Source organism: Stenotrophomonas sp. YJH_SMC_135 (assembly GCF_059372355.1).
Genome location: NZ_JCAFVN010000005.1, coordinates 207,997 through 230,606, shown reverse-complemented (window position 1 = coordinate 230,606; position 22,610 = coordinate 207,997). Strand labels below are relative to the sequence as shown.

22 protein-coding genes are annotated in these 22,610 nt (G+C 66.9%); 11 read left to right on the top strand and 11 right to left on the bottom strand.

Translation table 11 applies throughout. The features are described from left to right. The first annotated feature begins 11 nt into the window (after window positions 1-11). Both AC5P98_RS17605 and AC5P98_RS17600 read left to right on the top strand, forming a co-directional pair. Window positions 12-2,840 (top strand): valine--tRNA ligase, encoded by a 2,829-nt coding sequence (locus tag AC5P98_RS17605; RefSeq protein ID WP_032962264.1) that lies wholly within the window; start codon window positions 12-14, stop codon window positions 2,838-2,840. Between the two features lie 205 nt (window positions 2,841-3,045). Next, on the top strand, window positions 3,046-3,867 hold the full coding sequence (locus AC5P98_RS17600; protein WP_032962266.1) for an EamA family transporter: 822 nt from the start codon (window positions 3,046-3,048) through the stop codon (window positions 3,865-3,867). A gap of 45 nt (window positions 3,868-3,912) precedes the next feature. Here the strand turns inward: AC5P98_RS17600 and rimI are convergent, their stop codons facing one another. The 3 genes from rimI to pssA are packed head-to-tail and all read right to left on the bottom strand — an operon-like array spanning window position 3,913 to window position 5,683. Continuing rightward, on the bottom strand, window positions 3,913-4,410 hold the full coding sequence (rimI, locus tag AC5P98_RS17595; protein WP_014645873.1) for a ribosomal protein S18-alanine N-acetyltransferase: 498 nt from the start codon (window positions 4,408-4,410) through the stop codon (window positions 3,913-3,915). Continuing rightward, complete coding sequence (locus AC5P98_RS17590; RefSeq protein WP_014645872.1) at window positions 4,407-4,910, bottom strand: hypothetical protein; 504 nt, start codon at window positions 4,908-4,910, stop codon at window positions 4,407-4,409. The genes rimI and AC5P98_RS17590 overlap by 4 nt, the downstream gene beginning before the upstream one ends. After that, window positions 4,907-5,683, bottom strand: coding sequence for a CDP-diacylglycerol--serine O-phosphatidyltransferase (gene pssA, locus AC5P98_RS17585; RefSeq protein ID WP_005415206.1), 777 nt, complete (start codon window positions 5,681-5,683; stop codon window positions 4,907-4,909). The genes AC5P98_RS17590 and pssA overlap by 4 nt, the downstream gene beginning before the upstream one ends. A gap of 80 nt (window positions 5,684-5,763) precedes the next feature. Between pssA and AC5P98_RS17580 the strand changes: the two genes are divergently transcribed. The 3 genes from AC5P98_RS17580 to AC5P98_RS17570 all read left to right on the top strand — a co-directional run bounded on the left by AC5P98_RS17580 (window position 5,764) and on the right by AC5P98_RS17570 (window position 9,107). Then, a complete protein-coding gene (locus AC5P98_RS17580; protein WP_014645871.1) occupies window positions 5,764-6,141 on the top strand; it encodes a DUF4124 domain-containing protein in 378 nt (125 codons plus the stop codon). Window positions 6,142-6,798: 657 nt separating this feature from the next. Further along, window positions 6,799-8,502 carry a proline--tRNA ligase gene (locus AC5P98_RS17575; RefSeq protein ID WP_014645869.1) on the top strand — a complete coding sequence of 568 codons (1,704 nt, stop codon included), beginning with the start codon at window positions 6,799-6,801 and terminating at the stop codon, window positions 8,500-8,502. Between the two features lie 221 nt (window positions 8,503-8,723). Further along, on the top strand, window positions 8,724-9,107 hold the full coding sequence (locus tag AC5P98_RS17570) for an H-NS histone family protein (RefSeq protein ID WP_010480700.1): 384 nt from the start codon (window positions 8,724-8,726) through the stop codon (window positions 9,105-9,107). 92 nt (window positions 9,108-9,199) lie between these two features. Here the strand turns inward: AC5P98_RS17570 and AC5P98_RS17565 are convergent, their stop codons facing one another. Further along, a complete protein-coding gene (locus tag AC5P98_RS17565) occupies window positions 9,200-10,459 on the bottom strand; it encodes a threonine/serine exporter family protein (protein ID WP_032957924.1) in 1,260 nt (419 codons plus the stop codon). Between the two features lie 92 nt (window positions 10,460-10,551). Here AC5P98_RS17565 and AC5P98_RS17560 point away from each other — a divergent pair, with 92 nt between their 5' ends. From AC5P98_RS17560 to AC5P98_RS17545, 4 genes are read left to right on the top strand one after another with little or no spacing between them, the layout of a single operon-like run. Then, entirely contained in the window at window positions 10,552-11,673 is a 1,122-nt protein-coding gene (locus AC5P98_RS17560; RefSeq protein WP_014645867.1) for an MlaE family ABC transporter permease, read from the top strand. A 1-nt stretch (window position 11,674) separates the two neighbouring features. Beyond that, window positions 11,675-12,502, top strand: a complete 828-nt coding sequence (locus AC5P98_RS17555; protein ID WP_014645866.1) for an ABC transporter ATP-binding protein — start codon at window positions 11,675-11,677, stop codon at window positions 12,500-12,502. Between the two features lie 3 nt (window positions 12,503-12,505). Next, complete coding sequence (locus tag AC5P98_RS17550) at window positions 12,506-13,432, top strand: MlaD family protein (RefSeq protein ID WP_014645865.1); 927 nt, start codon at window positions 12,506-12,508, stop codon at window positions 13,430-13,432. Beyond that, entirely contained in the window at window positions 13,429-14,070 is a 642-nt protein-coding gene (locus AC5P98_RS17545; RefSeq protein WP_014645864.1) for an ABC-type transport auxiliary lipoprotein family protein, read from the top strand. Before AC5P98_RS17550 ends, AC5P98_RS17545 begins: the two co-directional genes overlap by 4 nt. Window positions 14,071-14,145: 75 nt before the next feature. Here AC5P98_RS17545 and AC5P98_RS17540 read toward each other — a convergent pair whose 3' ends face one another. Genes AC5P98_RS17540 through AC5P98_RS17530 form a run of 3 tightly spaced genes read right to left on the bottom strand, consistent with a single transcriptional unit; the run spans window position 14,146 to window position 16,150 of the window. Next, on the bottom strand, window positions 14,146-14,733 hold the full coding sequence (locus AC5P98_RS17540; protein ID WP_049405962.1) for an alpha-ketoglutarate-dependent dioxygenase AlkB family protein: 588 nt from the start codon (window positions 14,731-14,733) through the stop codon (window positions 14,146-14,148). Between the two features lie 48 nt (window positions 14,734-14,781). Further along, entirely contained in the window at window positions 14,782-15,414 is a 633-nt protein-coding gene (locus tag AC5P98_RS17535) for a CoA transferase subunit B (RefSeq protein WP_032957921.1), read from the bottom strand. Between the two features lies 1 nt (window position 15,415). Further along, the gene (locus tag AC5P98_RS17530) at window positions 15,416-16,150 is read right to left on the bottom strand and encodes a CoA transferase subunit A (RefSeq protein ID WP_049405964.1); all 735 of its coding nucleotides are present in this window, start codon (window positions 16,148-16,150) and stop codon (window positions 15,416-15,418) included. Between the two features lie 140 nt (window positions 16,151-16,290). Between AC5P98_RS17530 and AC5P98_RS17525 the strand changes: the two genes are divergently transcribed. Together AC5P98_RS17525 and AC5P98_RS17520 are read left to right on the top strand one after the other, a co-directional pair. Then, window positions 16,291-17,637: a phosphohexomutase domain-containing protein gene (locus AC5P98_RS17525; protein WP_049405966.1), complete on the top strand. Its 1,347-nt coding sequence runs from the start codon at window positions 16,291-16,293 to the stop codon at window positions 17,635-17,637. Window positions 17,638-17,648: 11 nt separating this feature from the next. Next, window positions 17,649-19,052, top strand: coding sequence for a mannose-1-phosphate guanylyltransferase/mannose-6-phosphate isomerase (locus AC5P98_RS17520; protein WP_049405968.1), 1,404 nt, complete (start codon window positions 17,649-17,651; stop codon window positions 19,050-19,052). Window positions 19,053-19,155: 103 nt separating this feature from the next. On the opposite strand, the gene rfbD is transcribed toward AC5P98_RS17520, so the two are convergent. The 4 genes from rfbD to rfbB are packed head-to-tail and all read right to left on the bottom strand — an operon-like array spanning window position 19,156 to window position 22,557. Continuing rightward, complete coding sequence (gene rfbD, locus AC5P98_RS17515) at window positions 19,156-20,049, bottom strand: dTDP-4-dehydrorhamnose reductase (protein ID WP_049405970.1); 894 nt, start codon at window positions 20,047-20,049, stop codon at window positions 19,156-19,158. Then, the gene (rfbC, locus tag AC5P98_RS17510; protein ID WP_014645857.1) at window positions 20,046-20,603 is read right to left on the bottom strand and encodes a dTDP-4-dehydrorhamnose 3,5-epimerase; all 558 of its coding nucleotides are present in this window, start codon (window positions 20,601-20,603) and stop codon (window positions 20,046-20,048) included. The genes rfbD and rfbC overlap by 4 nt, the downstream gene beginning before the upstream one ends. Beyond that, a complete protein-coding gene (gene rfbA, locus AC5P98_RS17505; protein WP_014645856.1) occupies window positions 20,600-21,487 on the bottom strand; it encodes a glucose-1-phosphate thymidylyltransferase RfbA in 888 nt (295 codons plus the stop codon). Before rfbA ends, rfbC begins: the two co-directional genes overlap by 4 nt. 14 nt (window positions 21,488-21,501) lie before the next feature. Next, a complete protein-coding gene (gene rfbB / locus AC5P98_RS17500) occupies window positions 21,502-22,557 on the bottom strand; it encodes a dTDP-glucose 4,6-dehydratase (RefSeq protein WP_014645855.1) in 1,056 nt (351 codons plus the stop codon). Window positions 22,558-22,610: the final 53 nt, after the last annotated feature.

The following is a 22,610-nucleotide window of genomic DNA, read 5'->3' as shown; positions in this document are numbered from 1 at the left end:
GGTTCCCCCGCATGACCCAACTCGCCTCCAGCTACGACCCGACGTCCTTCGAGACCGACCTCTACGAGGCCTGGGAGAAGGCCGGCCACTTCAAGCCGTCCGGCACGGGCGAGCCGTACACCATCCTGCTGCCACCGCCGAACGTGACCGGCACCCTGCACATGGGCCATGCCTTCCAGCAGACCCTGATGGATGCGCTGGTGCGCTACCACCGCATGCGCGGCTACGACACGCTGTGGCAGGTCGGTACCGACCACGCCGGCATCGCCACCGAAATGGTGGTCAGCCGCAACCTGGCGCTGGAAGGCAAGGGCGAGACCCGCGATTCGCTGGGCCGCGAAGGCTTCATCGGCAAGGTCTGGGAGTGGAAGCAGCAGTCCGGCGACACCATCGAACGCCAGATGCGCCGCCTCGGCACCTCCGCCGACTGGTCGCGCAGCACTTTCACCATGGACCCGCAGCCATCGGCGGCGGTCAACGAGGCCTTCGTGCGCTGGTACGAGCAGGGCCTGATCTACCGCGGCCAGCGCCTGGTCAACTGGGACCCGGTGCTGAAGACCGCCATTTCCGACCTGGAAGTGGAGAGCGCCGAGGAGGACGGCTTCCTGTGGTCGATCGCCTACACGCTGGATGACGGCCTGAGCTACGAACACGTCGAGCGCGATGCCGACGGCGTGGAAACCCTCCGCGAAACCCGCGACTACCTGGTCGTTGCCACCACCCGCCCGGAAACCCTGCTGGGCGATACCGCGGTGATGGTGCACCCGGAAGACGAGCGTTACGCGCACCTGATCGGCAGGAACGTGGTGCTGCCGTTGACCGGCCGGCGCGTGCCGGTGATCGCCGACGACTACGTGGACCGCGCGTTCGGCACCGGCGTGGTCAAGGTCACCCCGGCGCACGACTTCAACGACTATGAAGTAGGCGTGCGCCACAGCCTGCCGATGATCAACCTGTTCACCCCGGTGGCGGCGCTGAACGAGAACGCGCCGGAACGCTTCCGGGGCCTGGACCGCTATGAAGCACGCAAGGCCGTGCTGGCCGAGCTGGAAGACCTGGGCATCCTGGTCGAGACCAAGGCGCACAAGCTGCAGGTGCCGCGTGGCGACCGAACCGGCCAGGTGATCGAGCCGTACCTGACCGACCAGTGGTTCGTGAAGATGGACGACCTGGCCAAGCGTGGCCTGGACCTGGTCGAGGACGGAAGCATTGCCTTCGTGCCGCCGAACTGGATCAACACCTACCGCCACTGGATGAACAACATCCAGGACTGGTGCATCAGCCGCCAGCTGTGGTGGGGCCACCGCATCCCGGCGTGGTTCGATGCCGCCACCGGCAGCTGCTACGTCGGTCGCAGCGAAGAGGAAGTGCGGGCCAAGCACAACCTGGGCAGCGAGGTGGTGCTGAACCAGGAAAGCGACGTGCTGGAGACCTGGTTCTCCTCGCAGCTGTGGCCGTTCTCCACCCTGGGCTGGCCGAACGAACAGGCCATGGCCGAGCGCGGCTTCGACCGTTACCTGCCGTCGTCGGTGCTGATCACCGGCTTCGACATCATCTTCTTCTGGGTGGCGCGCATGATCATGGCCACCGACAACCTGGTCGGGAAGATCCCGTTCAAGGACGTGTACTTCACCGGCCTGATCCGCGACGGCCAGGGCCAGAAGATGTCCAAGAGCAAGGGCAACGTGCTCGACCCGCTGGACATCATCGACGGCATCACCATCGACGACCTGGTCGCCAAGCGCACCGGCGGCCTGATGCAGCCGAAGATGGTGGAGAAGATCGAGAAGGCCACCCGCAAGGAATTCCCGGACGGCATTGCTGCCCACGGTGCCGATGCGCTGCGCTTCACCATCGCCGCGCTGGCCACCCACGGCCGCGACATCAAGTTCGACATGAACCGCGCCGAGGGCTACAAGAACTTCTGCAACAAGCTGTGGAACGCCAGCCGCTTCGCGCTGATGAACACCGAAGGTGCGGCGTTCACCGGCGTGCCGACCCCGCGCACCGATGCCGAGCGCTGGATCCTTTCGCGCCTGGCCGCCACCACCGCCGAAGCGCAGGGCCATTTCGCCGCGTACCGCTTCGACCTGCTGGCGCAGTGCCTGTACGAGTTCGCCTGGAACGCGTTCTGCGACTGGTTCCTGGAGCTGAGCAAGCCGGCACTGAACGGTGCCGACGCGGCTGATGCCGAAAGCACCCGCCACACCCTGCTGTACGTGCTGGAAGCGCTGCTGCGCCTGCTGCACCCGCTCACCCCGTTCATCACCGAACAGCTGTGGCAGCAGCTGGCCCCGCGCCTGGGCCTGGCCGAAACCACGCTGTCGCTGCGCCCGTACCCGACCGCCGCCGAATTCGCCGGTGATTTCGCCCAGGCCGAGGCCGACGTGGAATGGCTGAAGGCGGTGATCAGTGCGGTGCGTCGCGTGCGCAGCGAATTGAACGTCGCGCCGTCCAGGCAGGTGCCGCTGCGCCTGCAGGCCGGCCTGGAGCAGGACCGCGTGCGCATCGAACGCTTCAGCGCCTCGCTGTCGTTCCTGCTGAAGCTGGACAGCATCCAGTGGCTGGCCGAGGGCGAAAGCGCACCGCCGGCGGCCGCCGCGATCGTGGGCGAGCTGAAGCTGCTGGTGCCGCTGGAAGGCCTGGTCGATCTCGATGCCGAGCGCGCGCGCCTGGACAAGGAGATCAAGCGCGTGGAAGGTGAGCAGGAAAAGAGCGAAACCAAGCTGGCCAGGTTCACCGACAAGGTGCCACCGGCGGTGGTCGATCAGGAGCGCGTGCGCCTGGTCGACTGGAACACCCAGCTGGCCGGCCTGCGCGAGCAGCGCGCGAAGCTGTAACGCCGCGCTCTGGTGCGTGCCAACCAAGGTTGGCACCTACCACGACAGGGGAGGTTGGCACCTACCACGGCGGGAGAGGTTGGCACCTGCCACGGCAGGGGGGGTTGGCACCTGCCGCGGGAGAGGTTGGCACCCACCGAAGCGGAATCGGAAACGCCGGGCGATGCCCGGCGTTTCCATTTGCCCCGCATGGCATCATCGGCGGATGCCGCTTTCCATCTTCCTGCTCGTCCTCGCTGCCGCGGCGCTGCATGCCAGCTGGAATGCGATCGTCAAGCGCGGCCCGGACAAGTTCCTCGGTACCGTGCTGGTGACCGGCAGTGCCGCGTTGCTGTCGGCCGCCGCCCTGCCCTTCCTGCCCTTCCCGGCCGCGCACAGCTGGCCCTGGCTGGCTGCGTCGGTGCTGCTGCAGGTGACCTACTACGGGCTGGTCGCGCGTTGTTACCAACAGGTCGACATGAGCCTGGCCTACCCGCTGATGCGTGGCAGCGCGCCGATCCTGGTCGCACTGGCCGGTACCCTGCTCGGTGAGCCATTGCCCGCCGCAGCGTGGCTGGGCGTGGTGCTGGTGAGCACCGGCATCCTGTGCATGGCACTGGGGGCGCGCGGCGGCCAGCTGCGCCTGCCGCTGCTGACCGCGGCGATGATCGCCACCTACACGCTGGTCGATGCGCAGGGTGCGCGCCAGTCCGGCAGCGCGCTCAGCTACACGTTGTGGTTGTTCCTGCTGTCGGGCATCCCGCTGCCGCTGTGGGCGTTGTATACGCGCGGCGGCGCGGTACTGGACTATGCGCGGCAGCATTGGCCGCTGGGACTGGCCGGTGGCGTCGGCACCACCGCCTCGTATGCGATGGCGTTGTGGGCCATGACCCAGGCGCCGGTAGCAATGATCTCGGCGCTGCGCGAATCCTCGATCCTGTTCGCGCTGCTGATCTCGGTGTTCCTGCTGCGCGAGCGGGTGCCGCGCACGCGCTGGCTGGCAGCGTCGCTCATCGTGGGCGGCGTGCTGGCGTTGCGGCTGGCGTGAGCGACGCATCGGTAGTGCCGGCCGCTGGCCGGCAACCCGTCTGCGTTACAGCGGCGGCATTTCCTGCAGATCGCCGTCGACCAGCTCGATCGCCATCACGACCGCATCCTCGCGGCCCTGTGCAGCCGGGTAGTAGCGCGGGCGGCGGCCGATCTCGTTGAATCCTTCGCTGTGATACAGCGCCAGCGCCGGCGTATTGGACGGACGCACTTCCAGGAAGACGCGCTGTGCGCCACGGTCGGCGGCCAGCTGCACCAGCGCGCGCAGCAGCTGGCGGCCCAGCCCGCGCGACTGTGCCAGCGGATCGATGCAGATGTTCAGCACGTGCGCTTCATCGGCGGCGATGCTGAGCACGCCATAGCCGACCAGCAGGCCATCGCGCTCCATCGCCAGGCCGGGATAGCCGGCACGCAGGCAGTCGATGAAGATGCCGCGGGTCCAGGGAAAAGGGTAGCCGCGCAGTTCGATCGCCATTACCGCATTGAGGTCGCTCTCGCGCAACGCACGCAGGCTGACCGGGCCGGGTCGGGTGACCGCGCTCATGGCGTGCCCCGCTTGCGCAGGGCACGCAGCTGCGGCCACAGCGCACGCTTGGCGGCCGGGTCGTGGCGCAGCTGGTCCAGTGGCCAGCTGTCCATCAACCGCTGCGTAGCCGGGTCGTTCGGGTTGCAGCCGGACGCACGCAGCAGCGCGATCTGCAGGCGATCCGGCAGGCGGACCACCGGCTGGCGCGCGTTGCCGCTGGGCATCGGGCGCTCAGCCGCCGGCACGGTATCCGGGGCACTGACCGGCGTTTCGCGGCGCGGCGGTGCCGGCCGTTCCGGGCGGGCTGCGGGCGCCACCCCGGCATGCTGTTCGCGCGACGGCACGGGGGCCCGCACCGGTTCCGGCGGGGCGACGCTGGCCTCGGCTTCGGCCACGCTCAACTGCAGCGCGGCATCCAGCTCGGCAGCCAGCTGGCCATCGTGATAGACGGTGTAGCCCATGGCCTGCAGCCAGGCCTGCTGGGCCGGTGACCACAGCACGGGCAGGTCCTGGCTCACGCGGCCTCGGGCTTCTTGCGCAGGCGCTGCACGGCCCACATCACCGGGCCGGACAAGGCGTACAGGATGCCGACCGCGAACAGCACGCGCGGCAGGTCGATGACCGCAATCGCGATCGCCACCGGCACCAGTGCCAGCACCAGGAACGGCACGCGGTCCGAACGGGTGCCCTTGGCAGCGCCCCCCTTGAAGCTCCAGAAGCGGATGCGGCTGACCATCAGCAGCGCAGCGATGATCGTCACCGCCAGCGCCACGTACCGCAGCTGGTTGCCGTCCCAGCCCAGGTTGCCATCGGCGAACGCCCAGACGAAGGACATCATCAGGCCCGCTGCTGCCGGGCTGGCCAGGCCGACGAACCAGCGCTTGTCGACCACCGCCACCTGGGTATTGAAGCGGGCCAGGCGCAGCGCCGCGCAGGCCGCATACAGGAAGGCCACGGCCCAGCCGACGCGGCCGAGCAGCGGATCGTCGAACTTCAGCCACGACAGCGACCAGTGGTACATCACCAGCGCCGGGGCCATGCCGAAGCTGACCAGGTCGGCCAGCGAGTCGTACTGCACGCCGAATTCGCTGCTGGTACCGGTCAGGCGCGCCACGCGCCCGTCCAGGCCATCCATCACCGCCGCCACGAACACGGCGATGCTGGCATTGACGAAATCCCCGTTGGCCGCGGCGATGATCGCGTAGAAACCGGCGAACAGGCCGGCGGTGGTGAACAGGTTGGGCAGCAGGTAAATCGTGCGCGAGCGCGGCGGCGGTGTGATCGGGTCCATGGAATCCAGTTTAATCGACTTGCCAGCGGTCGGCGCCAATGCTGCAATCGGCGTTCTGCGCCCATTCCGTGGAGTCTGCCATGCGTGCCCTGTCCTGCCTTGGATGCCTGCTGCTGTTGGCCAGTGCCAACGCCGTGGCCGGCCCCGTCTACAAATGGAAGGACGCCCATGGCGTAACCCAGTATTCGGAGACCCCGCCGGCGGGCAAGAAGTTCGAGACCCGCGAGCAGGCCCGCACCCCGCAGGCCGCAGCCAGCACCGAGACCCCGGCCGCGCCGGTCCCTGGGCAGTGCAGCACGGCCCGGGCCAACCTGGCCCTGCTGGACGGTGGTGGCCAGGTGATGCAGGACACCGATGGTGATGGCAAGGCCGATACCCCGTTGACTCCGGAGCAGCACACCGCGCAGAGGGGATTGGCGCAGGCCGCCATCAAGGCGTACTGCCCACCGGCCGGTTAAGGGTATCGGCAGGGCTGCGCCCTGCACCTGCAGAGGCTGCAAGCAACGGCAACGTCAAAAGCGGGCATTCCGTGGAATGGCGGGGCGGTGTCGGATTGCGGGGACGCCGTAAACCCGTCCATGGGGGCTTGGCCGCGGCATCCATGCCGCGGACACCCCGCAATCCGACACCGCCCCGCCTTCGACAGTTTCCCGGTGACGGTGGTAGATCCACGCCATACGTGGATGAAATCTGTCAGATCTCGAATTGAATTCGGGGTCAGATCCGTTTTCCTGCGGAAAACGGATCTGACCCCAGGAGCCATTCCGACAGCTCGCAGGAAACTATCGAAGGCGGGGTGGGTCCGGCGGCAGGGGTGTGAGCGGCGTGGGCCCGAGGCATGCCTCGGGCGGGTTGGGCAGGACGCTCAACACCGGTCTTGCCGTGTGCGCAGGACAGCGCACACGAGCAAGGCGCGACCGAGCCTCCATGGACGGATTTACGGCGCCCCCTGTAACCGGACCCACCCCGCCATCTCCCAGGAGACCCGTTTTTGCTGTTGCTGTTGCCGGCCAGCGGCCGGCACTACCCGCAGGTGCAGGGCGCAGCCCTGCCGATACCCCTCCCCCCGGCCGGGCTGGCAGAATAGAGGTCTCTGCCGTTATCCGAAGCCGACGATGCGCCTCTCCCAGTTCCACCTGCACACCACCAAGGAAACCCCCAGCGACGCCGAGCTGACCAGCCATCGGCTGATGCTGCGCGCGGGCATGATCCGCAAGCTGGCATCGGGCCTGTACACCTGGTCGCCGCTGGGCCTGCGCGTGCTGCGCAAGGTCGAGCGCATCGTGCGCGAGGAAATGGACCGGGCCGGTGCCGTGGAATTCCAGATCCCGACCATCCAGCCGAAGGAACTGTGGGAGCAGACCGGCCGCTGGCAGAAGTTCGGCCCGCAGCTGCTGAAGATCAAGGACCGCAAGGACCAGGTGTTCTGCTACAGCCCGACCGCCGAAGAAGCCGCCTGCGACTTCGCGCGCAGCGAGCTGTCCAGCTACAAGCAGCTGCCGGTGAACTTCTACCAGGTGCAGACCAAGTTCCGCGACGAGATCCGCCCGCGCTTCGGCGTGATGCGTTCGCGCGAGTTCCTGATGAAGGACGCCTATTCGTTCCACCTGCACGATGAGTGCCTGGTGCGCGAATACGAGAACATGAAGTCGGCCTACAGCCGCATCTTCACCCGCCTCGGCCTGGATTTCCGCATGGTGCAGGCGGACTCCGGTGCCATCGGCGGTGATGCGTCGCAGGAATTCCACGTCATCGCCGATTCCGGCGAGGACGCGCTGGTGTTCTCCACCGGCTCGGACTACGCAGCCAACATGGAAGCGGCGATTGCCGCCGATCCGGCGCCGCGTGCGGCCGCCACCGAAACGATGCGCAAGGTGGATACCCCCACCCAGAAGACCTGCGAGGACGTCGCGGCGCTGCTCGGCATCGACCTGCAGCGCACGGTGAAGTCGGTGGCGCTGATCGCCGGCGAAGGCAAGGCACAGCAGTTCGTGCTGGCGCTGGTGCGTGGCGACCATGAGGTCAACGAGATCAAGCTGGCCAAGGTCGCCGGCCTGGACGAGCAGCGCTTCGCCAGCGAGGCGGAAATCGCCGAGCACCTGGGCAGCGTGCCGGGCTTCCTTGGCCCGGTCGCGCCGGCCAAGGCCATCCGCGTGGTCGCCGATCGCGAAGTGGCGGCGATGGCCGACTTCGTCGTCGGCGCCAACGAAGCCGGTTTCCACCTGGCCGGCGTCAACTGGGGCCGCGACCTGCCGGAACCGGAAGTGGCCGACATCCGCAACGTGCGGGCCGGCGACCGTGCCGTGGACGGCGGTGAACTGAAGATCGCACGTGGCATCGAAGTCGGCCATGTGTTCCAGCTCGGCCGCAAGTACGCCGAAGCGCTGGATGCCACCGTGCTGGACGAGAACGGCAAGGCCGCGGTGATGGCGATGGGGTGCTACGGCATCGGCATCTCGCGCGTGGTGGCTGCCGCGATCGAACAGAACCATGACGATGCCGGCATCATCTGGCCGGACGCGATGGCGCCGTGGCAGGTGGTGGTGTGTGTGATCAACCCGAAGGGCGATGCGGCCGTGGCCGACGCCGCTGCCAACCTGCTGCAGGAGCTGCGCGAGGCGGGCCTGGACGCTGCACTCGACGACCGCGGCCTGCGCCCGGGCGCGATGTTCGCCGACATGGAGCTGATCGGTATTCCGCATCGCGTGGTGGTCAGCGAACGCGGCCTGGCCGCTGGCACCTACGAGTACCGCTCGCGCCGCGCCAGCGACGCGGAGAACCTGGACAAGGCCTCCCTGCTGCAGCGTCTGCAGGGCTGATCAGGAAAAGACCGGGGCCTGCCCCGGTCTTTTTTTTTGCCCGCGCCCTTCCCCGATATTGCAGCGGACATAATCCGGTCAAAATCACCGCGACGGCGTCTGCATGCCGCCACGCCATGACCCGCCTGCATTTGTGCTGTGATTAATTCATCTCTATTCTGTCCGCCGACGCCATGGACTGGCTTGTCCCGTCCACACATTAGTTTCCGGAGTAACCGTAAATGAGCATTGACCTGACCGGCCTGTCAGCACGCGAGCTGGGCGCCCTGATCCGTACCGCCAAGAAGCAGCAGACCATCGTCGCCAAGCGCCGGCCGATCACCAAGGTCCGGGCCCAGCTGACCAAGCTGGCCAAGACCGAGGGTTACACCATCGAAGAACTGTTCGGCAGCGCCCCGGCCACGCGTGCCCGCAAGGCCGCCCCGGCCGCCAAGGCCCCGTCGAAGACCGCCGGCCGCAAGCTGGGCAAGGTTGCACCGAAGTACCGCAACCCGGCCAATCCGAAGGAAACCTGGACCGGCCGTGGCAAGCAGCCGCGCTGGATGGCTGAACTGACCGCCAAGGGCAACAAGAAGCCGGAAGATTTCCTGATCAAGAAGGCCTGAGGCCGGGATCAGGTTGGAATGAAAGACGCCGGCGGACGCCGGCGTTTTTCATTCTCCGGTGTGTGGACCGGGGTCCACACCCACCGACATCATCACAGGGTCTTGCGAGCGGGCATCAGCAGGTTGCCGAACAGCAGGCCGGCGACCAGCGCCATCACCACGTTGAGCACGGTGAGGAACACGCTCTGGCCGGCGCCGACATCCTGTTGCTGGACCAGGGTCAGAACACCGCGCAGGCTGGTGCTGCCGGGCACCATCATGATGATGCCGGGCAGGCGGATGATCGCGCCTGGACGCCCGATCAGGCGACCGAACAGATTGCCGCCCGCGGTCAGCAGCATCGCCGACAGGAAGATGCCGGCCGGCGCGCCCCAGGCATGGCCGCCGAACTTGGAGATCGCATAACCGGCCACCGAGGCGGCGATCACCCACGGGTAATCGCGCCGGTTGGCCTTGAACAGCATCGCGAACGCAAAGGCCGCGGTCAGCAGCGAACCCCACTCCACCCACGGCCCCTGCGGCCGCGCGGCGCGGATCACCGGATCCAGCCCGAGCACGTCGGCCAGGGTTACCGCGATCATCGCGCCGACGCTGAGCTTCATGATGGTGGTCAGCGCGCCGGCAAAGCGCGCGGTGCCCGACACCCAGTGCTGGCTGGCCAGCTCATTGACCGCATTGGTCAGTGACATGCCGGGCAGCAGCACCACCAGCGAGGCGATGATCACCGTATTGAGGTTGAGCGCGCCAATGAAGGACGCCACCAGGGTGGCGACCATGCCGGCCAGCAGCGCCGCCAGCGCCTCGGCCGCTTCGCGGGTGGCCGGGCGGCGGTCGGTGACCATGCCGAGCAGGCCGATCATCAGGCCGATGACACCGGCGGTGGCGATGTCCAGCCACGGCAGCTTCCACATGCCGGCCACGCCGGCCGCGCCGAGGGTGAATGACAGGATGGTGCGCAGCTTGCCGCGCCGGCCCGGATCCTTGTCCAGCTGGCGCAGCGCGGTATGGCCCTGGGCGATGCTCATCCGCCCGTTGGACACTTCTTCGGCGATATGGTCGGCGACGCTGAGCTTGTGCAGGTCGTTCTCACCGGGCGCCAGGCGGATCACGCGGGTGATGTCGCTGGAGCCGATCGCCTGCGCCGGATCGCTGAAGCTGAGGATGATACCGGTGGGATTCGACCACGGTTCACAATCCAGATCGAGCTGGCGGGCCAGTGCCACCACCGCCGTTTCCAGGCGCTGGGCCGTGGTGCCATAGCTGTGCAGGCGTCCGGCGATCTCGGAAACAAAGGCCACGCGCTGTGCGTAGGTGGCCTGGGGCGTGGGGATCGTGTGAGCGTCTGCGGACATGCGCCGTAGTATTACCTACGCTGGGGCCCACCGGAGAAATTCATCCGAGTTCGACGCGAAGCCCTATACGGAACGGTTATGCTGCGACCCGAATGGCCCACGTCACCCCGAACCTCGCCCCCCAGCTCGAACAGGATGCCCATGACCCGGGCCTGATCCACCTGTCCGGCACCTGGACCTTGAAGACCGCGCTGGCCGCGGCCGAGGTCCTGCACGGCGTTCCCGACAAGCTGACCGGCATCGATGCCACCGGCATCGAGCAGCTGGATTCGGCCGGCGTGCTGCAGGTGCTGCGCGTGGCCCACCGTGCCGATCTGCACGAGGACGCACTGCAGTTCCGCGCGGACCACCAGGCGCTGGTGTGCACCATCGAGGAAGTGGCCGACGACCGGCCCAAGCCCAAGCGCGATTTCGGCGTGCTGGCCGCGCTGGAACGGCTGGGTGTCAGCGTCCACGCCACTGGCCACAACATCAAGGCGCTGTGCAGTTTCCTCGGCGAGAACCTGGTCAAGGCGGCCCGGCTGGTCAAGGAACCCCGCCGCTTCCGGCTGACCGCCACCGTGCACCAGATGGAGCAGGTGGGGCTGGATGCGGTGCCGCTGGTGGCGCTGCTGTCCTACCTGGTGGGCGCGGTGATCGCATTCCTCGGCTCGACCATCCTGCGCGACTTCGGCGCCGAGATCTACGTGGTCGAGCTGGTCAACATCGCCTTCCTGCGCGAGTTCGCGGTACTGCTGACCGCGATCGTGCTGGCCGGCCGCACCGCCAGTGCGTTCACCGCGCAGATTGGTGCGATGAAGGCACGCGAGGAGATCGATGCAATGCGCACGCTGGGCCTGGACCCGGTCGACCTGCTGGTGCTGCCGCGACTGCTGGCGCTGCTGGTCACCCTGCCCTTGCTGACCTTCATCGCGATGATCGCGGGCCTGGCCGGCGGCATCACCGTCGGCGCGTTCGACCTCGACATCCCGCCGCAGATGTACATCGCGCGCATGCACGAGACGATGGAAGTGCGGCACCTGCTGGTCGGCCTGTCCAAGGCACCCGTGTTCGCGCTGGTGATCGGCCTGATCGGCTGCCTGGAAGGACTGAAGGTCGAGGGCACCGCGCAGTCGGTCGGCGAGCGCACCACCTCCAGCGTGGTGCAGACGATCTCGCTGGTGATCATCATCGACGCCTTCGCGGCGTTGTGGTTCATGCACATGGACTGGTGACATGAGCACATCCGCCCTCCCCGACTCCATCGACATGCGCGACGACCAGGGCCACGAACTGGCCATCCGCGTGCGTGGCCTGGTCAACCGCTTCGGCAGCCAGACCGTGCACGAAGACCTGGACCTGGATGTGCGCCGCGGCGAAATCCTGGGCGTGGTCGGCGGCTCCGGTACCGGCAAATCGGTGCTGATGCGCTCGATCCTGGGCCTGCGCGTGCCCGATGCCGGGCAGATCGAAGTACTCGGCCGCGACGCGCGGGCCGACGACGCCGAGAGCCGGCTGCACATCGAGCGCAACACCGGGGTGTTGTTCCAGGATGGCGCCCTGTTCTCCTCGCTGACCGTGGGCGAGAACGTGCAGGTGCCGCTGAAGGAACACCATCGCGAGCTGCCCGAGCGCTGGCACTACGAACTGGCGCTGCTGAAAGTGAAGCTGGCCGGCCTGCCCGCCGATGCGATCAACAAGCTGCCCTCGCAGCTGTCCGGCGGCATGCGCAAGCGCGCCGGCCTGGCCCGGGCACTGGCGCTGGATCCGCCATTGCTGTTCCTGGACGAACCCACCGCCGGCCTCGACCCGATCGGCGCGGCCGCGTTCGACCGCCTGATCAAGACCCTGCAGGAAGCGCTGGGGCTGACCGTGTTCCTGATCACCCACGACCTGGACACGCTGTACGCGATCTGCGACCGGGTCGCGGTGATCGCCGACCGCAAGGTGGTGGCCAACGCACCCTTGCCTGACATCGAGAAACTGGATCATCCGTGGATCCAGGAATACTTCCACGGACCCCGCGCGCGCGCCGCGCGTGGCGAACAGATCGAGAGTGCCTGAGCCATGGAAACCAAAGCCAACTACGTGCTGATCGGCGCGTTCACCCTGATCACCGGCCTGGCTCTGCTGGCCTTTGGCCTGTGGGCCGCCAAATACTCCTCCGACCGTACCTGGCAGGAGTACCGCGTGGTGTTCCGCGAAGCGGTGACCGGCCTGTCGGTGGGCAGCCCGGTGCAGTACAACGGCATCGCGGTGGGCTCGATCACCGAACTGAACCTGGTGCCGGACGACCCGCGCCAGGTAGTCGCGCGCATCCGCCTGAACTCCAACACGCCGGTCAAGACCGATACCCGCGCCAAGCTGGCGATCACCAGCCTGACCGGCCCGTCGATCATCCAGCTCAGCGGCGGCACGCCGCAGTCGCCGGCGCTGACCACGGTCAACAAGGACCCGGCACCGATCATCCCGACCACGCCCTCTGCGCTGCAGAACATCACCGACGTCGCCAACCGCATCGTCGAGCGCATGGACCAGATCCTCAGCGACCGCAACGTGGCCTCGATCAACGCGACGCTGGCCAACCTGGAGACGATCAGCGGCGGCCTGGCCGACCGTGACCAGGGCACGCAGGCGCTGCTGCTCAGCGCGCGCGATGCCGCCCGCAGCCTGGACACCACGCTGAAGACCACCAACGGCACCATCGAGCGCCTGGACAGGAACCTGGTGCAGCAGCTGCCCGGCATCATCGACAAGCTCGACGCGACCCTGGCCAAGCTCGACTCGGCCGCCGGCAACGCCGATTCGATCCTTGGCGAGAACCGCGCCGCGATCAACAGCTTCGCCAACGATGGCCTCGGCCAGCTGGGCCCGACGCTGACCGAACTGCGCGGCCTGATCCGCGACCTGCGCCGGGTCAGCGACCGCCTCGAGAACAACCCCGCGCGCTACCTGCTGGGCCGCGACGCACCGAAGGAGTTCGAACCCAAATGAGCCCGACCACCCTTCCGCGCCTGCTGCTGGCCGCTTCGATGGTCACCCTGCTGGGGGGCTGCTCCATCCTCGGCAGCAGCGAGAAAACCGCGGTGACGCTGTACTCGCCGTCCGTGCAGGTCAAGGCAGACCCGGCGTGGCCGCAGGCCAGCTGGCAGCTGGTACTGGCCAAGCCCAGCGCCGCGCGCATGGTCGACAGCCCGCGCATCAATGTGCGGCCGACACCGTCGCAGCTTGAGATCTACAAGGGTGCCAGCTGGGCGCAGCCGGCCACCGACATGATCGAGGACACCCTGCTGCGTGGCTTCGAGGATTCCGGCCGCATCCGCGGCGTGGCCCGCAGCACCGCCGGCATCCGCGCCGACTACAAGCTGTCCACCGATGTGCGCCGCTTCGAATCGGATTACCAGGGCCAGGCCACGCCCACCGTGGTGATCGAGGTCAACGCCAAGCTGATCCATGTCGCCGACCAGCGTGTGGTCGCTGACCGCACCTTCCGCCAGGCGCAGCCGGTCGGCAGCACCGACGTACCGGCGGTGACCGCCGCGTTCGAGCGTGGCCTGCAGCAGCTGGCGCAGGACGTGGTGGGCTGGACGCTGCAGAGCGGGCAGGCCGACCAGCCGACCGTTGCGCGCTGATCGCAGCATTCGCCGGGCATGTGGTTACGGGGTCAGGTCCCTTTCCGGCCAGAAAGGGATCTGACCCCTTCTTCGTCAACGCGGCGAAATCCAACGGAACGTCAGGTTGATCCGTTCACCCTGCACCCGTGCCATCTTCGGCAGCGCGTGCTGGTAGAAGCGCTGGGTCTGTCCGGCCATCAGCAGCAGGTCGCCGTGGCCCAGCACGAATTCAGCCTTGCGTGCCGGGTCGTCGCGGCGTCGCAGCAGGAATCGGCGCGCCGCGCCCAGGCTCAGCGAAGCGATCACCGGGGCCGGGCCCAGCTCCGGCTCGTCATCGCTGTGCCAGCCCATGTAGTCACCGCCACCGCGGTAGCGGTTCAGCAGCACGCTGTTGAAGCGGCCGTGGCCTTCGGCTTCCAGGCGCCCGCGCATGGCCTGCAACACCGGCGGCCAGGGGCGCGGCACGAACTCGGCACCGGAATAGCGATAGCGGGCCTGCGGGTCGCCGATCCAGCAGCTCAGCCGCGGCGAGTCCACCCAGTTGCCGAACATGCGGATGCGATGGGTTTCCCAGGGCACTTCGGCCTGCAGCGAATACAGCAGCTGGTCGGCCTCGGCCGCAGCCAGCCATCCCGGCAGGTGCAGGACATCGGCATCGGGCAGGTCGTGGGGGAACAGCATGGCGGCACCTCAAGAAGCAGGGCGGCACGTTTGGCCGCCCTTGCAGCCTCAGCCGCGCTGGAACGCGACGCCGGTCTTTTCCTTCAGCTCTTCATCGCTGACACCCGGCGCGGCCTCCACCAGCAACAGGCCCTTTTCAGTCACGTCGAACACCGCCAGATCGGTGATGATGCGGTCGACCACGCCCACGCCGGTCAACGGCAGCGTGCATTCGGCCAGGATCTTGTGCTCGCCGTTCTTGGCAGTGTGCTCCATCAGCACCACAACCCGCTGCACGCCGGCGACCAGGTCCATTGCCCCGCCCATGCCCTTGACCATCTTGCCGGGCACCATCCAGTTGGCCAGGTCACCCTTGTCGGTGACCTGCATGGCGCCAAGGATGGCCAGGTTCACATGGCCACCGCGGATCATCGCGAAGCTGTCGTGGCTGCCGAAGTAGCTGGCACCGGCACGCGCCGTAACCGTCTGCTTGCCGGCATTGATCAGGTCCGCGTCGACTTCAGCGTCGGTCGGGAACGGGCCGATGCCGAGCAGGCCGTTCTCCGACTGCAGCCACACGTCCACGCCTTCGGGAATGTGATTGGCAACCAGCGTCGGCAGGCCGATGCCCAGGTTCACGTAGGCGCCATCGGTCAGCTCCTGGGCGGCGCGTGCCGCCATCTCGTCACGGGTCCACGCCATGTCAGTTGCCCTCCGCGCGGATGGTGCGCTGTTCGATTCGCTTCTCAGGATGCGCGTTGTGCACGATGCGGTGCACATAGATGCCTGGCAGGTGCACCTGGTCCGGGTCGATGGCACCGACCGGCACCACCTCCTCCACTTCCACGATGCAGACCTTGCCGGCCATCGCACAGGCCGGGTTGAAGTTGCGTGCGGTCTTGCGGAACACCAGGTTGCCGGCCTCGTCGGCCTTCCAGGCCTTGACCAGCGCCACATCGGCGCGCAGCGCCGTCTCCATCACGTAGTGCTTGCCGTCGAACTCGCGGGTTTCCTTGCCCTCGGCAACCACCGTGCCATAGCCGGTGGCAGTGAAGAACGCCGGAATACCCGCACCACCGGCACGCAGGCGCTCGGCCAGAGTGCCCTGCGGGTTGAACTCCAGCTCCAGCTCACCAGCCAGAAACTGCCGTTCGAATTCCTTGTTCTCGCCCACGTAGGACGAAATCATCTTGCTGATCTGCCGGGTTTCCAGCAGCTGGCCCAGTCCGAAGCCATCGACACCGGCATTGTTGGAGATCACGGTCAGGCCCTTGACGCCACTGTCGCGCAGCGCAGCGATCAGCGCCTCGGGGATGCCACACAGGCCAAAGCCGCCCACGGCCAGGGTCTGTCCATCGGCGACCACCCCCTGCAGGGCCTCCGTCGCACTGGCGAAGCGCTTGCCGCGCTTTGCGCCGGTCGTTGCCGGATTGCTCATCTACGCCCTCACTTCGTTGATGTAATCACACCATTCTAGGCCAGCACGGCAGGCGGTCACGTGGCGTTGCGGCATGGAAACGCTTCCCATACAAGACAGGTACTACAATCGCGTGCTGAGCCACCCAAGGATCCCGATCAATGCCCCTGCCCGCCTTCAAGGCCTATGACATCCGCGGCCGCGTGCCGGAAGAACTGAACGAAGATCTGGCCCGCCGCATCGGCGTTGCCCTGGCGGCGCAGCTTGCGCCGGGCCCGGTGGTGCTGGGCCATGACGTGCGCCTGACCAGCCCCGCGCTGCAGGATGCACTGGCCGCAGGTCTGCGCGGTACCGGGCGCGAGGTGATCGACATCGGCCTGTGTGGCACGGAAGAGGTCTATTTCCAGACCGACCACCTGGGCGCGGCCGGCGGTGTGATGGTCACCGCCAGCCATAATCCGATGGACTACAACGGCATGAAGCTGGTCAAGGAAAACGCACGACCGATCAGCTCCGATACTGGCCTGTTCGCGATTTCCGATGCGGTTGCCGCCGATACGTCCGCGGCACAGCCGCCGCGTGCCGCGCAGAGCGCGCAGCACGACAAGAGCGCGTACATCCAGCACCTGCTGAGCTATGTCGACGCTGGCAAGCTGCGACCGCTGAAGCTGGTGGTCAACGCCGGCAACGGCGGTGCCGGGGCCATCGTCGACCTGCTGTCGCCGCACCTGCCGTTCGAGTTCATCCGCATCTGCCACGAGCCGGACGGCAGCTTCCCCAACGGCATTCCCAACCCGCTGCTGCCGGAGAACCGCGCCGCCACCGCCGACGCCGTGCGCGAACACGGTGCCGATTTCGGCATTGCCTGGGACGGTGACTTCGACCGTTGCTTCTTCTTCGACCATACCGGCCGCTTCATCGAGGGCTACTACCTGGTCGGCCTGCTGGCCAAGGCAATCCTGGCGCGCAATCCCGGCGGCAAGGTCGTGCACGACCCGCGCCTGGTCTGGAACACCGTGGACATGGTCGAACAGGCCGGCGGCGTACCGGTGCAGTGCAAGAGCGGCCACGCTTTCATCAAGGAAAAGATGCGCGCCGAAGACGCGGTGTACGGTGGCGAGATGAGCGCCCACCACTATTTCCGCGAGTTCGCCTATGCCGACTCGGGCATGATTCCGTGGCTGCTGATCGCCCAGCTGGTTTCCGAAAGCGGGCGCTCGCTGGCCGACTGGGTCGAAGACCGCATGGCTGCCTACCCGTGCAGCGGCGAAATCAATTTCAAGGTCAGCGATGCCAAGGCCGCCGTCGCACGCGTGATGGAGCACTTCGCAGCGCAGTCGCCCACGCTGGACCACACCGATGGCATCAGCGCCGACTTCGGCGACTGGCGCTTCAACCTGCGCAGCTCCAACACCGAGCCGCTGCTGCGCCTGAATGTTGAAGCCCGGGGCGATGCCGCACTGATGCAGGCACGTACCGACGACATCTCCCGCCTCATCCAGCAGTAATCGAGGAACGCATGAGCAGCATCCAGCCCGTCATCCTGTCCGGTGGATCCGGTACCCGCCTGTGGCCGCTGTCGCGCGAGGCGTACCCAAAGCAGTTCCTGTCGTTGGCGGGCGAACTGACGATGCTGCAGGCCACCTGGAAGCGCGTGGCGCCGATCGCCGCGCGTGGACCGCTGGTGATCGCCAACGAAGAGCATCGCTTCGTAGCCGCGGAGCAGCTGCAGCAGGTTGGCGCCGAGCCAGCCGCGATCATCCTTGAGCCGGTCGGCCGCAACACGGCACCGGCGATCGCGGTGGCCGCGCTGGAAGCCACCCGCGACGGCGGCGACGCGCTGCTGCTGGTGCTGCCCTCCGATCATGTGATCAACAACGAGACTGCATTCCGCAGCGCCGTCCAGGCCGCCGCCGCTGCCGCCGAAGCCGGAAAGCTGGTGACCTTCGGCATCGTGCCGACCGGCCCGGAAACCGGCTACGGCTATATCAAGGCCGCCGATGGCCAGGGCCTGCGCGCGGTCGAGCGCTTCGTCGAGAAGCCCGACCTGGGCACCGCCACCCGCTACGTCAGCAGCGGCCAGTACTACTGGAACAGCGGCATGTTCCTGTTCAAGGCCTCGCGCTACCTGCAGGAGCTGGAACGCTTCCAGCCCGCCATGCTCGCCGGCAGCCGCCAGGCCTGGCAGCAGGCGCGTCGCGATGCCGATTTCACGCGCCTGGACAAGGAGGCCTTCACTGCCGTTCCGTCCGATTCGATCGACTATGCGGTGATGGAGAAGACCGCCGATGCCGTGGTGATTCCACTGGATGCCGGCTGGAACGATGTCGGCTCGTGGACCGCGCTGCGCGATGTCTCGCAGCAGGACGGCGATGGCAACGCCCACCAGGGCGACGTGATCGCCATCGACTGCCGCAACACCTATGCCTACGCACAGCGCCTGGTGGCGCTGGTCGGGCTGGATGACGTGGTGGTGGTGGAAACCGACGACGCGGTGCTGGTCGGCAAGGCCGACCGCATGCAGGACGTCAAGACAGTGGTTGCGCAGCTGAAGGCCGAGGGCCGCAGCGAGGCCACCTGGCACCGCAAGGTCTATCGCCCGTGGGGTGCCTACGATTCGATCGACAACGGCGAGCGCTTCCAGGTCAAGCGGATCACGGTCAAGCCCGGCGGCACGCTGAGCCTGCAGATGCATCACCATCGCGCCGAACACTGGATAGTGGTCAGCGGCACCGCTGAAGTGACCCGTGGTGACGAGGTGATCCTGCTCAGCGAGAACCAGAGCACCTATATTCCGCTGGGCGTGACCCACCGCCTGCGCAACCCGGGCAAGCTGCCGCTGGAACTGATCGAAGTGCAGTCCGGCAGCTACCTGGGCGAGGATGACATCGTGCGCTTCGAGGATACCTACGGGCGCCGCTGAGGTTTGCCCGGGGTCGGATCCCGTTGCTGCGCAGCGGGCTCTGACCCGTCCCTGATCGGCCCGGCAGCGCTGCGTCGCCGGGCTTGGCCCGGCGCTACGGCCGTCAGGCCAGCTCCGCCATCACCCGCTTCAGGCCATCCTGCCAGCTCGGCAGCACGACGCCGAAATCCTGCTGCAGCTTGCGGTTGTCCAGCACCGACCAGGCCGGGCGCTTGGCCGGGGTCGGATATTCGGAACTGGGAATCGCCTCGACCGTCGGCACCTTGGCCAACACGCCGCTGGCCAACGCCTCGGCAAATATGGCCTCGGCAAAGCCATGCCAGCTGGTCTGGCCGCTGGCGGTCAGGTGCCAGGTACCCGACAACTGTCCAGGATGCTGCAGTGCCTGCGCGGTGACATCGGCGATCAGCGCCGCCGGCGTCGGCGTACCGATCTGGTCAGCCACCACACGCAATACGTCACGCTCTGCACCCACACGCAACATCGTGCGCAGGAAGTTCGCGCCGTGCGAGGCATACACCCACGCCGTGCGGAAAATCAGATGGCGGCCACCGGCCGCGCGCACCGCGTCCTCGCCATCGCGCTTGCTGGTGCCATACACGCCCAGCGGTGCGGTCGGCTCGTCCTCGCAGTAGGGCGCGCTGCCCTGGCCGTCGAACACGTAGTCGGTGGAGTAATGCACGAACGGCACGCCATGCGCCGCACACCAGCGCGCGATCACGCCCGGCGCCTGCGCATTGGCAGCGAAGGCAGCTTCGACCTCCTGCTCCGCACGATCAACTGCGGTATAGGCGGCCGCATTGACCACCAGCGACGGCTGCACGCGGTCCAGCAATGCCGGCAGGCTGTCGGGCTGGCCGAAGTCGGCCGTTTCGCAGGTACTTCCGTCGGGCAGTTGGCCGCTGCGCGTGGTTGCAATCACCTTCCCCAGCGGCGCCAGCGCGCGCAGCAACTCCTGGCCCACCTGCCCGTTGCCACCGAACACCAGCACGGTCATGGCACGTAGACCGGCAGGCGATCTTCAGCAATGTCCTTCAGGAACGGTGCATTCTCGTCCTTGGCTGACAGGGTCGGTGCGCTGACCGGCCAGTCCACGGCAATGCCTGCGTCATTCCAGCGCACGCCGGCATCGAAGTCCTTCAGATAAACCTCGGTGCACAGGTAGCTGAACACCGCACGCTCGGACAACACGGCAAAGCCATGGGCAAAGCCCTCCGGAATCCAGAACTGCTTCTTGTTCTCCGCGCTCAGCACCACCGCTTCCCACTGGCCGAAGGTCGGCGAACCGCGGCGGATATCCACGGCCACGTCATAGACCTCACCTTCCAGCACGCTGACCAGCTTGCCCTGCGGCCGCGGCCATTGGTAATGCAGGCCGCGCAGCACGCCCTGCGCAGAGGTCGACACGTTGCTCTGCACGAAACGGTCCGGCAGGCCCAGCGCGGCGAAGCGCTCGGCGTTCCAGGTTTCGAAGAAATAACCGCGGGCATCGCCGAACACCGCCGGCTCGATCACCACGCAGCCGGGCAACTTGGTTTCAATCACTTTCACGGAACGACTCCACGCAGGGCGAGCTTGTGCAGGTACTGGCCGTAGCCATTCTTGATCAGCGGCGCAGCCAGTGCTTCCAGCTGCTCGGCGTTGATCCAGCCCTTGCCGAACGCGATTTCTTCCGGGCAGCACACCTGCAGGCCCTGACGGGTCTGGATGGTCTCGATGAAGTTGGACGCCTCAAGCAGCGACTGATGGGTGCCGGTATCGAGCCAGGCGTAACCACGGCCGAGCGCCTCAAGATGCAGATGGCCCTCGCGCAGGTAGCGCTGGTTCAGATCGGTGATCTCCAGCTCGCCACGCGGCGACGGCTTGAGCTCGGCCGCATAGTCGCTGGCATTGCCGTCATAGAAATACAGGCCGGTAACCGCATAGTTCGACCGCGGATTCTCCGGCTTCTCGACAAGATCGATGACCTTGCCGTCCTTGTCGAACTCGGCCACGCCGTAGCGCTCCGGGTCGTTGACCCAGTAGCCGAATACGGTCGCGCCCTGCTCGCGCTGGTCGGCGTTGCGCAGCACTTCTCGCAGACCGTGGCCGTGGAAGATGTTGTCGCCCAGCACCAGGCAGCTCGGCTTGCCGGCGACGAAATCACGGCCGATCAGGTAGGCCTGGGCCAGGCCATCGGGGCTCGGCTGCACCGCGTACTGGATGTCCATGCCCCACTGCGAGCCGTCGCCCAGCAGCTGCTGGAACAGCGCCTGCTCGTGCGGGGTGTTGATGATCAGCACCTCGCGGATGCCCGCCAGCATCAGCACGCTGAGCGGGTAATAGATCATCGGCTTGTCGTACACCGGCAGCAGCTGCTTGCTGACGCCCTTGGTGATCGGATACAGCCGGGTGCCGGAGCCCCCGGCCAGGATGATGCCTTTACGCTGGGTCATGAAATCTCCTGGATTCAGGCTGCGGTGCCGATGCGCTGCAGACGGTAGCTGCCGTCCAGCACGCCGTTGACCCATTCCTGGTTGTCCAGGTACCAGTCAACGGTGAAGGTGATGCCCTGTTCGAAGGTGTAGGCCGGTTCCCAGCCCAGATCGTTCTTCAGCTTCGAGGCATCGATCGCATAGCGGCGGTCATGACCGGGGCGGTCGGTGACGTAGGTAATCTGGCTGCTGCGCGGCTGGCCGTCTTCGCGCGGACGGCGCTGGTCCAGCAGTGCGCAGATCGCCTGCACCACTTCAATGTTCTGCTTTTCCGAATTGCCGCCGACGTTATAGGTCTCGCCCACCTGGCCCTTGGCCAACACGGTGCGGATCGCTTCGCAGTGGTCGGACACGAACAGCCAGTCGCGCACCTGCTTGCCATCGCCGTACACCGGCAGCGGTTCGCCAGCCAGCGCCTTGGCGATCACCAGCGGGATCAGCTTCTCGGGGAAGTGGTACGGACCGTAGTTGTTGGAGCAGTTGGTGGTCAGCACCGGCAGCCCGTAGGTGTGGTGGAACGCACGCACCAAGTGGTCCGAAGCGGCCTTCGACGCCGAATACGGGGAGTTCGGGGCGTACGGCGTGGTTTCGCTGAACTTGCCGGTCTCGCCCAGGGTGCCGTACACCTCGTCGGTCGATACGTGCAGGAAGCGGAAGGCCGCGCCCTGCTCGGCCGGCAGCGCCTTCCAGTAGTCACGCACCGCTTCCAGCAGGCCCAGAGTGCCCACCACATTGGTCTGGATGAAGGCACCCGGGCCATCGATGGAACGGTCGACGTGGCTCTCGGCGGCGAAGTTCAGCACCGCATCGGGCTGGTGCTCGGCCAACAAACGGGTCACCAGAGCACCGTCGCCGATGTCACCCTGCACGAACACGTGGTTCGGGTTGCCGTCCAGGCTGGACAGGGTCTTCAGGTTGCCGGCGTAGGTCAGGGCGTCGAGGTTGATGACCTTGATGCCACGGGCAACTGCCTCGAGGACGAAATTTCCGCCGATAAAGCCGGCACCGCCGGTGACAAGCCATGTGGGCACTACCTGATCTCCTGTTCAATGATGACGTCCACAGGCACCCACGGTGCCCGACA